This is a genomic window from Hymenobacter sediminis, assembly GCF_003231285.1.
In the GTDB taxonomy this organism is placed as follows: domain Bacteria; phylum Bacteroidota; class Bacteroidia; order Cytophagales; family Hymenobacteraceae; genus Hymenobacter; species Hymenobacter sediminis.
In genome coordinates this window covers 678,635-692,588 of record NZ_QKNS01000001.1, presented here as the reverse complement: position 1 = coordinate 692,588, position 13,954 = coordinate 678,635, and the positions used below count along the sequence as shown (strand labels likewise).

The 13,954-nt window shown below is 57.8% G+C and carries 5 protein-coding genes; all 5 read left to right on the top strand.

Going from position 1 to position 13,954, the window contains the following annotated elements; all coding sequences use genetic code 11:
• Positions 1 to 65: 65 nt before the first annotated feature.
• The 5 genes from DNI29_RS02935 (at position 66) to sov (ending at position 13,837) form a co-directional block, all read left to right on the top strand.
• Entirely contained in the window at positions 66 to 2,057 is a 1,992-nt protein-coding gene (locus tag DNI29_RS02935; protein ID WP_110976562.1) for a LysM peptidoglycan-binding domain-containing protein, read from the top strand.
• A gap of 183 nt (positions 2,058 to 2,240) precedes the next feature.
• Complete coding sequence (locus DNI29_RS02930; RefSeq protein ID WP_110976561.1) at positions 2,241 to 2,861, top strand: hypothetical protein; 621 nt, start codon at positions 2,241 to 2,243, stop codon at positions 2,859 to 2,861.
• Positions 2,862 to 3,017: 156 nt separating this feature from the next.
• Positions 3,018 to 5,294: an NADP-dependent malic enzyme gene (locus DNI29_RS02925; RefSeq protein WP_202910361.1), complete on the top strand. Its 2,277-nt coding sequence runs from the start codon at positions 3,018 to 3,020 to the stop codon at positions 5,292 to 5,294.
• 235 nt (positions 5,295 to 5,529) lie between these two features.
• Positions 5,530 to 6,135 (top strand): Holliday junction branch migration protein RuvA, encoded by a 606-nt coding sequence (gene ruvA, locus DNI29_RS02920; protein ID WP_110976560.1) that lies wholly within the window; start codon positions 5,530 to 5,532, stop codon positions 6,133 to 6,135.
• A 127-nt stretch (positions 6,136 to 6,262) separates the two neighbouring features.
• Positions 6,263 to 13,837, top strand: a complete 7,575-nt coding sequence (gene sov, locus DNI29_RS02915; protein ID WP_238387985.1) for a T9SS outer membrane translocon Sov/SprA — start codon at positions 6,263 to 6,265, stop codon at positions 13,835 to 13,837.
• Positions 13,838 to 13,954: the final 117 nt, after the last annotated feature.

Genomic DNA, 13,954 nt, shown 5'->3' with positions numbered 1-13,954 from the left:
AAAACGTGCCGCGCTGAGGCACAGTATTTTGAGCATTCGGCTTACCTGCCCGTTTCCATGTAAGTATGAAGAAGTCGTTGCTGCGTGTTGCTGTTCCGGTGTTGTTTGCTGCTGCGGTAGCGCGGCCGACAGCCGCTCAGGTTCAGCCCTCTCTGCCGCCGGCCCCTCAGCCGCTGCCAGCCTCCGATGACTCCCTGCGCGTAAACCTGGAGCTCCTGCCCGACACGCTGGTGGCGGCGCCTACCCCCGTGGACTCCGTGAAACTGGTTTGGCTCCGGACGCCGCCCGAACTCCGCGACTTGGTCGGGGACCGAGTCAACTGCTTCGAGACGGATGTACCTCACGTTTTCAACTCGCACGTCATGGCTTTTGTGCGGCTGTTTACGGAACGGCAGCGCAGCTATACCCAGCGGGTACTGGAACGAGAAAACCTGTATTTCCCACTTTTTGAGAAGTACCTCGCCAAATACAACTTGCCCACTGACCTCAAGTACCTGGCGGTGGTAGAGTCGGCCCTGATTCCGACGGCTAAATCCAGGGTAGGCGCCACCGGCCTCTGGCAGTTTATGGGGCCGACGGCCAACGACCTGCGCCTGCGCCGCGACGATTGGGTGGATGAGCGCATGAACCCTGAGAAGGCCACGGAAGCTGCCTGCAAGCACCTGCGCTACCTTTACGGAGTGTTCCATGACTGGGAAATGGTGCTGGCGGCCTACAATTGGGGGGCGGGCAACATGCAGAAAGTAGTGCGGCGTACTGGCAAGAAAACTTATTGGGAAGTACACCCCCATCTGCCGGCCGAAACGCGCAACTATGTGCCCACCTTCACGGCCATCATGTACACCATGAAGTACGCGCAGGAGCATCAGTTGCACTCCCCTACCCTGCGCTACCAGTACGCCGAGGCGATGGACACGCTGCAGCTAGGTGGTCGCGCCTTCGATCTGACCCGTCTGGCCCGCGCCTGTGGCTACACCGATTCTATGGCTTTGGTGCGGCTGAACCCAGAGCTGCGTAAGCCGTGGCTGCCTCAGGGCTACCGCCCTTACGCCGTGCAACTTCCCGCCGCTGCCCGCCCGGCACTTGCCGTGGTAGATCGGGAAACGCTGTTTACTTATTGCCGACCTGTAGCGGAACTGCCGCAACAGCTACTACCCCGTCCGGTAATGCTAACTGGTGTCGAGCCTTTCCCGACCCGTAGTTTGGTGGCGGAAGGCAGTCCGAGAGAGAAAGCACGGGAAGCCCAGCCCCGGTTTCGTCGCGTGCGCCATACCGTTAAACGCGGTGAAACGGTAGCATCTGTAGCCGCTCGCTATGAGGTAAGCCCCGCCCAACTGCGTCGCTGGAATGGCCTAGGCAAAAGCGCAGGCTTGACTCCACGCCGGCAGTTGGTTGTATTCGTGCCTGTGCCCGCTATTCATACGCCTACCCCTTCTGCTGCTCCAGAAACCAAAACGGTATTGGCAACAAGCAATGGTCGGCCTGCGCCCGCTCCAGTGGTGCAGGCTGCTGCGGTAAAATCGCGGCCAGTAGCCAAGGCGGAGCAAGTTGAGGAAGCAGAGACGTCAGGACGGACGCCAGTTGCGCGGCAGGCTGTTCCACGGTCTGCGGCATCTTCCGAGCCCCCTACCCCCTCTGCAACGGCCGATGATTCAGTGCCGGCTACCTACGTTGTCCGGCGCGGCGACTTCCTGGAGAAAGTGGCCCGCACCCATGGCCTAACGGTAGCTCAGCTTATGGCCCGTAATAAGCTTACTTCCGTTGCCCTTACACCGGGTCAGCAACTAAACCTGCGCGAGATAGAAGAAACTGCCAGTGAAGTAGCGGCTGCAACCCGTGAAACCGCCGCGGCTGCTCAGGAGCCTGTGCGCCGGGCCGTACGCTCCGCTTCGCGCCCAACTATACCAACGCCACAGGTCCATTTGGTACAACCCGGCGACACCCTCTATAATATTTCGCGCCGCTACCAGGGCCTGACGGTGGAAAAGCTGCGGGAGCTAAACAACTTACAATCGGATGAGGTGAAGCCAGGCCAGAAGCTCATCGTAAAGAGTTAGTGCCCTACATCCTCTAGAAACCAGCAAGTGCAGAGCAAATCTCTGCACTTTTTTTATGCATGATAGTCAGATACATGAAAAAATAATCACACATAGGGAGGGCTCAAGGGAACTATTTCGAATGAGGTTGGCACAAGGCTTGACTTATGTCGCCTGCTCTAGTTCCTATTATCCTTTCCTACCATGTTGAAATCAGTACATATCCTTTCCAGCATCTTTCTTTTTGCCATTGCCACCGCCTGCCAGAAGGATAAAGAAATGGCAGAGCCCACCGTAGCGCCGCCCGTGCAGGAAGCCAATATCAGCTTTACGTACACGTATCCGGCAGCAGAAGCCGAAAATAAAGGGCAGACGTTTCTGGCGAAAGAACCAGCTGGCAAGCTTACAACTCAAAAGCTAACACTGGTGTTCGAGAAAGAGTCCCGCGCTGCTGGTGCGGGCACCGACGAGCACCTGGAATTTGTGCTACCAAGCAGTAAACAAACGCCAGGATTTGTGGGCTCATACACCATTGCGACGCAGCCAGACCCCGGCCAGGGCGACGTGCTGGCTACGTATGAGCGCCCCTTCTACGGTACAGGAGCCTATTTGAACCGATACTCGGGCAATACTGATGCAATGGATGGCAGCCTAACTATTACCGAATACAATGCCGAGCGCCAGCTAATCAGTGGTTCCTACTCCTTCTTGTTGAAGAACATAAAAGACCCTTTTAAATTTCTGGGCGTTGGCTCCCAATCCGATAGTCGCCCTGCCTGCGAGGTGAAATGCTACGGCACTTTCAAGGAAATTCCATTGCTGTAGTGCTTCTGAGTTCCTACCCCTTTGTGCGCCTCAAACCTTAGCTGGGTTTGGGGCCTTTTTTCTATCCGGGCGGGGGCTCGTACCTTTGTCGCGGGTTGATTTTGCCCCATCCCGCTTTCTTGCCGTTTAAAGGAAGCTCCACCCTAGCATTGTAGCATGCTGAAAATAAACAAACAGGACGCGCTCAACTACCACGCCCAGAATCCGGCAGGTAAAATTGAAGTCATTCCGACCAAGCCCGTCAGCACCCAGCTGGACCTGGCCTTGGCCTACTCGCCAGGGGTAGCTGAGCCCTGCAAAGCCATTGCCGCCAACAAGGACGATGTGTATAAGTACACTGCCAAGGGCAACCTGGTAGGCGTTATCAGCAACGGTACCGCCGTGCTGGGCCTGGGCAACATCGGTCCTGATGCCTCCAAGCCAGTAATGGAAGGTAAAGGCGTACTGTTCAAGAAGTTTGCGGGTATAGACTGCTTCGACATTGAAATTGACGCCACCGACCCCGAGGAGTTTATCCGCATCGTGAAGTCGCTGGAGCCTACGTTCGGCGGTATTAACCTGGAGGACATCAAAGCCCCCGAGTGCTTCCCCATTGAGACGGCTTTGCGCGAGCAGATGAACATTCCGCTCATGCACGACGACCAGCACGGCACGGCTATCATTTCGTCGGCCGCTTTGCTGAATGCCCTAGAGGTAGTAGGCAAGAAAATAGGCGAAATTCAGGTGGTAGTAAGCGGGGCCGGAGCGGCCGCCATCAGCTGCCTGCGCCTCTACCTGGAACTGGGCCTGAAGCGCGAAAATGTGGTAGTGTTCGATAAGGACGGCATCATCAATCCCCAGCGCACCGACTTGGCAGCCCTGCAGATGCAGTTTGCTACCCAACGCGACATCACTAGCCTTGCTCAGGCTATGGAGGGCGCCGACTTCTTCCTGGGCCTTTCAGCAGCCAACGTGCTAGCTCCTGAACTGCTGTTGAAGATGGCCGACAACCCTATTGTGTTTGCTCTGGCCAACCCTGACCCGGAAATTGCCTACGATGTGGCTCTGGCTACCCGCCACGACATCATTATGGCTACTGGCCGCTCCGACCACCCCAACCAAGTAAACAACGTACTCGGCTTCCCTTACATCTTCCGGGGAGCTCTGGACGTGCGGGCTACCGAAATCAACGAGGCCATGAAGCTGGCCGCCGTGCACGCCCTGGCCGAGCTGGCCAAGGAGCCTGTGCCCGATATGGTAAACAAGGCCTACGGCGACAACACCCTGTCATTCGGCCGTACCTACTTGATTCCTAAGCCCCTTGACCCCCGCCTGATTACTACTGTGAGTCCGGCCGTAGCCAAGGCTGCCATGGAAAGCGGCGTGGCCCGCACCCAAATCGACGACTGGTTTGCTTACGAGGACGAGCTGCGCGCCCGCCTCGGCGTGAACCAGAAGCTGATGAACCGCATTACGCAAGCGGCCCGCAGCAACCCTAAGCGGGTAGTATTTGCCGAGGGCGACACGTACAAAATTCTTAAGGCCGCCCAGATTCTGCACGATGAAGGCATTGCCCAGCCCATTCTGCTCGGCAACCGCGAGAAAATTGCGCGTATCGCCGCCGAGAACAGCCTGGACCTGGAAGGCTGCCAGATCATCGACATTCTGCAGGACGAAGCCAAGCGCGAGGAGTACGCTCAGAAACTGTACGAGAAGCGCCAGCGCCGCGGCATTACCCTGTACGAAGGCCGCCGCTTGCTGCGCGAGCGGAACTACTTCGGCAGCATGATGCTGGAAACCGGTGAGGCTGATGCTTTCATTACCGGTCTGAGCAAGGATTACGGCAAGAGCATTGTGCCTTCCCTGCAGGTGATTGGGGTAGCCGACGACGTGAAGCGCGTAGCTTCCATGTACATCATCCAGCACAAGAAAGGCCCGTATTTCTTCGCCGATACTACCGTAAACATCGACCCCTCGGCCGAAGAAATGGTGGAAATTATTGGTCTGACATCGCGGGCCGTGAAGTTCTTTGACACGGAGCCGCGGGTAGGCGTCATCAGCTATTCCAACTTCGGCTCGAACCCCGGCGAACTGCCCGACAAAGCCCGCCGTGCCACCGAACTGGCCAAGCAACGTTACCCCGACCTGATTCTGGACGGCGAGATGCAAGCCAACACAGCCCTGAACCCGGAGCTGCTGCGCGAGCAGTACCCCTTCTCGCCCCTGGCTGACAAAGGCGGCGCCAACACACTCATCTTCCCGAATGTAATTAGCGGCAACATTGCCTATAAAGTCATTCAGGAAATTGGCGGGGCCGAAGTAATTGGGCCCATTCTGATGGGTATGCGCAAGCCGGTGCACATCCTGCAGTTGGGTGCTTCCGTCCGCGAAATCGTGAACATCGCCTCCATTGCCGTGGTAGATGCCCAACATCCGGACGGCAAAGGGCTCTAAGCCTTCTTCGCTCCTGCGTACACAAAAAGCCTAGCTTCAGTCCGAAGCTGGGCTTTTTGCTTTTATGACCTTTAAGGTGTGGGTTTTGATTCCGGGCAAATTCGCGCCAACTTGCTTGTATCCCCGACCAGCGCACCCTGAGCTGGCTAATTTGATTAGAACGCCTAAGTTAATTGGCACAAAACCTCGTTTGGGGTTGTTCTGCCCGTTCTAACAACTACTTTAACCACCCCGCATGATTGCCTACGTTGACGGTAAACTCGCTTACAAAGACCCCACCCAGGCCATTCTTGATGTAAATGGCATCGGCTATGAAATCCGGATTTCCCTGGCTACCTACTCCAAGCTGCCCGCTGACGGAGAGAAGGCTAAGCTCTATACGTATCAGCACATTAAGGAAGACGCGCAGGCGCTGTACGGCTTTCTAGACCCCAACGAAAAAGCCTTGTTCATGCAGCTGATTTCGGTGTCAGGCATTGGGCCAGGCACGGGCATCGTGATGGTGTCGTCTATGTCGGTGGGCGAAATCCGCCAGGCCATCGTGAATGAGGATGTCCGCTCTATTCAGGCCATCAAAGGGGTAGGACCCAAAACGGCCCAGCGCGTGGTGCTGGAGCTGAAGGACAAACTGCGCAAAGATGAACTACTGGCCAAAGCCGGAATTGATACTGTTCCGCTGGCTAAAGCGCACAATACCAACCGCAGCGAAGCGTTAGCGGCTCTGGTAACGCTAGGCTTTGCGCGGGCCGCGGCCGAGAAAACCCTCGACCAAATCCAGCATAAGCACGGCAACGACCTGAGCGTGGAGGAATTGATTAAATTCGCTCTTAAGTCTCATTAGAAGCGTAGGTGCCCATTGGTTGAATCAGCCGGTTTTGCCCAGCGTGAGTTGAGCAATTCTTGGCTGGTTTACCGGGTGCGGCCTACGTGCAGTAGTATCCTCCGCCTTTCCCGACGATTATTGACGCTTGAATACCGGTAAGAAGTCCCTGGCCGCCTCCCTGGCAGCCGTTGTATCGTTGGTGACCTGGTGGTCGCAGGCAAAGCCGGTTGGAGGCATGGGCGCCCCATTTACCATGCAGCAGCTCTGGTCAGACTGGCTGCCTGCTTCCGCGCCCAAGCCGCATCTGTCGCTAGGCTTTTCCCCCGATACTCCGCGCATTGATACCACCCGTTATCGGTCCAGCACCCGCCCTCGGGTGGCTCCGCAGGACCGGCTGGGTACGCCGTTTTCGCCGCAGCGCCGCCGGTCTCCGCTGGTGCTACCCCTCCCCTCTAACGTAGAACTCGATGTGCAGGCTGACGACAGCCTGAAAAATTTCGATGTGCGCGAGAAATTGGGCTCGGACCTCGACTACCGCGACCCAAGCCGCATGACGTTTGAGGAGTACTCACGCTGGCAGCAACAGCAAGCCGTGCGCAACTACTTCCGTCAGCGCTCTGCCGGGGGGGTAGCGGGCAGCCCCAATACGCCCGCAGTTCAACGTTTGATCCCGAAAATCTACCTAGGCCCGATGGCTGACCGGATTTTTGGGGGTAGCTACGTAGACATTCGGCCCCAGGGCGCCGTGACGCTGCGCATGGGCGCCCGCTTCAACCGCAACGAAAACCCTACCCTCACCTTGCGCCAGCAACGGGTAGGCGACTTCCAGTACGACCAGAACCTCAACCTGAACCTGACCGGGCAGATTGGCGAGAAGCTCAAGCTGACCTTTAACTACGACACCCGCGCGGCCTTCGATTTCGAGAACAACATGAAGCTCGATTACACGGGCTACGAAACCGATATCATCCGCAAAGTAGAGCTGGGCAACGTTTCCCTACCCCTCAACAACTCGCTAATAACGGGCGGCCAGAACCTGTTTGGCATTAAGGCGCAATTTCAGTTTGGGCGCCTGGGTATTACCACCATTGCCAGTACCCTGCGTGGCCAGGCCGATGAAGTACGGATTCAGAATGGTGGGCAGAGCCGGCAGTTTGAGCTGAAAGCCAGCCAGTACGAGCGGGACCGGCACTTCTTCCTGTCGCAGGCCTTCCGCGACCAGTACGACGCAGCCCTGCGCAACTTGCCTACGGTGCAGAGTGGGGTTGAAATCAACAACCTGGAGGTGTACGTCACAAACGACAACCGCCAGAGCGACAACCTGCGCAACGTGGTGGCCCTGATGGACTTGGGCGAACCGAAGCGTCTGTACCGCAGAACCTTCCTGAAGCCCGCCGGCCCTAACGCCTTACCCGATAACAACGCCAATACTCTGCTGAGCCAAGTGTTAGCGGGGGGCGCACAGGCCCGCACCGAGCAAACGGTGGATGATTACCTGTCGGGGCCTGCAGGGTTGGCGCTACAGCGCAGCGTGGATTACGAGCACATCCGGGCCCGTAAGCTGGACCCGCGCGAGTACACCTACAACGCGCAGTTGGGCTACATCTCGCTGAACACGCAGTTGCTACCCGAGCAGGTGCTGGCTGTATCCTACCAGTATATCGACAACCGCTCCGCTCGTTCCTCCCGCACGGAGGGAAACCGGCCCAAGCAGGTAGGCGAAATAACCAACGACTATGGCTCGCGGGGGCAGAACGAGGTTATTTTCCTGAAGCTGCTGAAGGCGACCAATCCGGGGGTAGGCCTGGCCGACCCGAACCAGAACCCCAGCAACGAGAACCTGCAGACGCGCAACCTGCCGACTTGGGATTTGATGATGAAAAACATCTATCCCCTGAACGCCTCGCAACTTAACCGCGACAATTTCCAGCTTCAGGTAGTCTATAAGGACGATGTAACGGGGGTAGACTTGATTTCCTTGAAGGAAGGGCAGCGCATTGCTAACCGGCCGCTGATTGAGGTGCTCAACCTCGACAATGTAAACCCAAACAACGACCGGAACCCCGACGGCAACTTCGACTTTTTCCCCGGTATCACTATTGACACCGAACAAGGCCGCATCATCTTCCCGGAGGTGCAGCCGTTCGGCAATTACCTAGCGGCCCAGTTTGACACGGCTACCTCTACTACCGAGTTGGAGCTAGCGCGCAAATACGTGTACCGCGAACTGTACACCCAGGTGCAGAGCGATGCCCAACAGCGCCAGGAGAAAGACAAGTTCTTCTTGCGGGGCCGCTTTCAGGCTACCTCCACCGACGAAATCAACCTGCCCGGCATTGGCATTGCCGAGGGCTCGGTTCGGGTTCGGGCCGGTAGCACGCTGCTTCAGGAAGGGGTAGACTACCAAGTTTTCTACGACCAAGCTAAAGTAAAAATCCTCAACCCCAGCTACCTCAACTCGGCCAACGAGTTGCGGGTAGAATTCGAGAAGAACGCCCTGGTGCAGGTGCAGCCCCGCAAGCTACTGGGCGCCCGCTTCGATTACCGCGTTTCGCCGGACCTGTACTTTGGGGCTACCGTGCTGCACCTGCGCGAAAACCAGGCGCCCGGCATCAACCGCGTAAACATCGGCGACGAGCCGGGCAACAATACCATCTACGGCTTCGACGTGAACATGCGGCGCGAGTCGCGGGCCCTGACCAAGTACTTGGACATGCTCCCCCTGATTTCGACCAAAGAGGTTTCCTCGGTGGCGTTCAGTGGAGAATTCGCGCAGTTGCTGCCGGGCCAGTCGAGGCTGGGCAATGGTGACAGTGGGGGCGAAAACGGTGTTTCCTACCTCGATGATTTCGAGAATGCCCGCACGCCCTACACCCTGGGCGGCATCAACTCGGCCACTACTTGGCGGCTGGCTGCTACTCCGGCTCCGCTGGGCGGCAACGTACAGGGCCTAAAAGCCGGCTACCAGCGGGCTAAGCTGGCTTGGTACACCATCGACCAGACCTATTACACCAACGGTCAGAGCAAACCCCAGAATATTGGGGTTAACGATGTCAAGAACCACTATGTACGGGGCATCAAGCGCACGGAAATCTTCCCGAACCGCGACGTAGGTACTACTGGCAACTCCTTCGAGACGACGTTTGACTTGGCCTACTTCCCCAACGAGCGGGGCCAGTACAACTACAACCCCAACGTCAACCCGAACAACCCGCGTCAGTTCCTGAGCAACACGCCCACAGAACGCGCAGCCCGCTACGGAGGTATTTCCCGCGAAATCACCTTCGACACGGACTTCGACAACGCCAACGTGGAGTACTTGGAGTTCTGGATGATGGACCCATTCATCAGCGACGGCCCTAGCGGCAATAACTACAACGTCATCGACGACGGCCAGAACCAGACGCGGGCCTCGAATAACCGGGGGGGCGACCTGTACATCAACCTAGGCTCGGTTTCTGAGGACGTGCTCAAGGACAACAACCGGTACGAGTTTGAAAACGGCCTACCCGTAGAAGATGCCAACATCGACCTAGACGCGGAGCCAACAATTTATGGCCGCGTATCGCGCCAGCCCTTCCTGACGGATGCTTTCAACGCTACCCCCGGCGCCCGCGCCCGCCAGGACGTAGGCCTCGACGGGGTAAACGACGACGAGGAACGGGCCCTGCCCACCCGGCCCCAGTCAGAGGTTGCGCCCGTGTACGGCACACTTGCTGACCCTGCCGCCGACAACTTCCGCCACCACCTCGACCCTAGCTACGACCAGGCCGACGCCAAGCTACTGGCCCGTTACAAAGATTTCAACGGCATGCAGGGCAACTCGCCCGAAGGCAGCCAGCTCAGCTCCACCGCCTTTCCCGATAAGGAAGATCTGAACCGGGACAACGTACTCAACGACACGGAGCGCTACTACGAGTACCGCATGCAGATTCGGCCGGGTCAGATGGAAATCGGCCAGAACTTCATCGTGGATAAGGTTACAAACACTAATTCTGATACCAACAACGAACCCGTAACCTGGTATCAGTTCCGGATTCCGGTGCGACAGCCCACGGGCATTGTGGACCCAGCCCAGGGCCAAAGTGCTCAGGATTTCGGTTTTAAGTCGATTCGATTCTTGCGCATGTACCTGACGCAGTGGGAGCAGCCGGTGGTACTACGCCTAGTGCAGCCCCAGTTTGTGGCTAACCAATGGCGCCGCTACCTCACCAAGATTGCTGATCCTACCCAAGTGATTATCGGCGCCGATACGGATGCCGACGCTTTCAACATCTCCACCGTTAGCATCGAGGAAAACGGACTGACCAGCACGGCCGGTGCCGATGCTATTCCGTATGTGCTACCCCCCAACATCCGCCGTGACCGGGAGTACGGTTCCAGCACCGTAAACCGCCAACAGAACGAGCAGAGCCTCCGCCTGGTGGTAGAAGGCCTGCGCGACGGTTTTGCCAAGGCTGCCTACAAAAATGTGAGCATCAACATGCTGCGCTATAAGCGCCTGAAGATGTTCCTGCACGCCGAAAGCCAGGATGGCCGAGTTCTAGACAACCAGCTGCGGGGCTTTGTGCGCATCGGCACCGACTATACCCAGAACTACTACGAATACTCTAAGCCCCTTATCTTGACAAAACGCGGCGAGAGCAAAGTTGAGCAGGTATGGCCCGAGGCCAACCGCATCGACTTGAAGCTGCAGGACTTTGTGGATGCCAAGGCCCGGCGCAACCAGCAGGCCACGGGCAGCGCCGACTACAGCAAGCCTTTCGTAGTAACCCTCCCCGACAACTCAACCATTACGGTAGTGGGCAACCCCGATTTGTCGGCGGTGCAGGGCGTAATGATTGGTATTCTGAACCCCCGCGACGACAACGCTTCCAAGAGCCTGACGTTGTGGGCTGATGAGCTGCGGGTATCGGAGTTTGACACGGAAAATGGCTGGGCTGCTACAGCTCGCTTCAATGCCAAGCTGGCCGACATTGCCAACATCACGGCCACGGGCAGCTACGTCACCACGGGCTTCGGTGGCCTGCAGGACCGGGCCCAGCAACGCTCCCTTGACAATATTGCCCGCGGTGACGTGAATGCCACGGTGGCCGCCGAGAAGTTCTTCCCCGAGAAGCTCGGTCTGCGCATTCCGGTGCTGGTGCAAGCTGGCGTGGAAAGCCGCGCCCCCAAGTATGACCCGCTTGACCCCGATACGGAGCTAACCCAGTCGCTGCAGAAGTTCAAGACCGACGCGGAAAAGGCTGCCTACCGCAAGGAGGTTATCGACCAGACCAGCCAGCGTAGCATTTCGGTGCTCAACGTGCGCAAGGAGCGCACCAATCCCGAGAAGAAAGTACGGCCTTACGATGTGGAGAACTTCGCCCTGAGCTACTCGCTCACGGAGCGCCTGCACACCGACATCCGGACCGACCGGGACTACACCCGCACCTACACCGGGGCCCTGGCCTACGTGTACCAGGCAACCCCGCGCAACTACACCCCGCTGGCCAAGGTGAAGGCGTTCGACTCGCCCTACCTGAAGATGCTGCAGGAAGTCAACTTCACGCCCCTGCCCTCCCGCTTCTCTTTCCGCGCCGACCTGGACCGCCGCTACAATGAGCGGTTCTTGCAGCGCACCCTGGAGCCCGGTCAGGTGCCCGTAACGGCCGGCATTCCCGGTGTGTTCCAGAAGGCTTTCTTCTTCAACCGCATCTACGACCTACGCTGGGATTTGACCAAAGCCCTGGCCATCGACTACACTGCTACCAACCGGGCCGTGGTGGATGAAGGACCAGGCCGCAGCATCGGCGACGACGCTATTGCTCAGCAAAACCGGGAACTACTGCGCCGCAACCTGCTACGCGGCGGCCGGAACACCAACTTCAACCAGACGCTGGCCTTCACCTACCGCCTACCTCTCGACAAGTTCCCCCTCACCGACTGGCTCTCGGCAGATGCGCGCTACGCGGCCAACTACACCTGGCAGGCGGCTTCCACTGCCCTGACCGCTCCCGTGAATCCTGCCGACCCGAACAGCGAGGTAGTGCCTCTTAACCTGGGCAACACCATCCAGAACAACGGGGAGTTGAGCACCAACGGCCGGATTGATTTAGTGAAGCTCTACAACAAAGTGCGCTTCCTCAACATCATCAACAACGCCCCGCCGCCCCAGCCGCGCCCCAACCCGAAAGATGCGGCGGGCACAGCCGACCGCAAGCAGCCCGGCACCGATGCCGTAGCCGCCGCCGACTCGGCAAAAGGCCCGGAGCTGCGGGCACTGAAGGCCGTACTTCGGTCGCTGATGACGGCCCGCTCCCTCAACTTCACCTACACCCGCTCCAACGGCACCCTCCTACCCGGCTACTTGCCCGGAACCCGCTTGTTTGGCTTGAACAGTGACTTTGACGCTCCTGGTATTCCGTTCCTGCTGGGCCGCCAGGAAGACCTCGACGGTCTTTTCCGCCGCGCCTACGACCGGAACTGGTACACTCCCAGCAGCCAATACCTGAACACCCCGCTCAGTTCTCTGCTCACAGAGGCCCTGACCCTGCGCACGACCCTCGAGCCCTTCCGCGACTTCAACATTCAGCTGGATGCCCGCCGTAATAAGGTGTCAAACAGAGAAGTGTTTTACCGCTTGGCCGTGGATACCGTAACCCTGGCGCCTATCCCGAACACGGAGCCGCTGGCGAGCAATGCGCTGGGCTCGGGCACCTTCAGCACTTCGTTTATCTCCATCCAAACTTTGTTCGGCGACCTGGGCAACCGGGGTGAGACGTCCAAAGCCTTCCAGCGCTTTATTGAAAACCGCGTGTTTGTACAGCAGCGGCTGGCAACCGATAACCAGAACACGGATCCGGAGAATGGCAAAAGAGGCACTTACAGCTATAACTCTCAGGATGTGCTGCTGCCGGCTTTCCTGGATGCATACCGGGGCAAGTCGTCAAGCGGCTATACATCCAAGAAGTTTAACCCCTTCTCGATGCTCCCCATCCCGAACTGGAATATCGCCTATAATGGGTTGGCTCAGTTGCCCTTTATTCAGCGCTACTTCCGGTCTATTACTTTGAACCACGCTTACTCCTCGAACTACAATATCAACAGCTTCACCACCAACGCCATTTATACCCGGGAGCCCGGCAAAAATGAGTTACCTAACCGTGTAAACGCACAGACCAACCAATACCTGCCTTACTACATTCTGGGTCAGGTGACTATTGCCGAGCGCCTGGCTCCGCTGATCGGGTTGAACTTCCAGACCAGCGGCAACCTCACGGGCCGCCTGGAGTACCGCATCGACCGTAATATTGGCCTCAACATCCCAACTGCCCAGGTGACGGAGCTGCACTCTACGGAAATGATTATCGGGTTTGGCTTCGCTACTAACCGCCTAAAGCTGCCCTTCCGGATTGGGGGTGAGCAGCGCGTACTGCGCAACGAGCTCAACGCCCGCCTCGACCTGAGCATCCGCGACAACTTCACCATTCAGCGCACCATTTTGGATGTAGTTGATCCCGATGGTACGGTTGCCGGTTCTCAAGGGCGCGCCTCCAGCCAGGTTACCAATGGTACCCGCCAGGTACAGCTCCGCCCTACCGTCGATTACGTGCTGAACCAGCGCCTGAACCTGCAGTTCTTCTTCACCCAGAACATTACTGCTCCGCGGGTACAGAACGCTTTCCGTAATACGTCCACCGAGGGCGGCATCCAGCTTCGCTATAGCCTTTCACAGTAGAAGTAAAATAGTGAGATAGAGAAAGGGGAAGTTTTTGTTCGCGCTGCCAAAACTGCACGAACAAAAACTCCCCCTTTCTCTATCTCACTATTTCACCTTTAACCTGTACTTTTGGCC

Bases quoted from the DNA above. Each gene is read 5' to 3' on its own strand.
- DNI29_RS02925 (WP_202910361.1), top strand. From the start codon at position 3,018: ATGCTGAAAATAAACAAACAGGACGCGCTCAACTACCACGCCCAGAAT.
- DNI29_RS02930 (WP_110976561.1), top strand. From the start codon at position 2,241: ATGTTGAAATCAGTACATATCCTTTCCAGCATCTTTCTTTTTGCCATT.
- ruvA (WP_110976560.1), top strand. From the start codon at position 5,530: ATGATTGCCTACGTTGACGGTAAACTCGCTTACAAAGACCCCACCCAG.
- DNI29_RS02935 (WP_110976562.1), top strand. From the start codon at position 66: ATGAAGAAGTCGTTGCTGCGTGTTGCTGTTCCGGTGTTGTTTGCTGCT.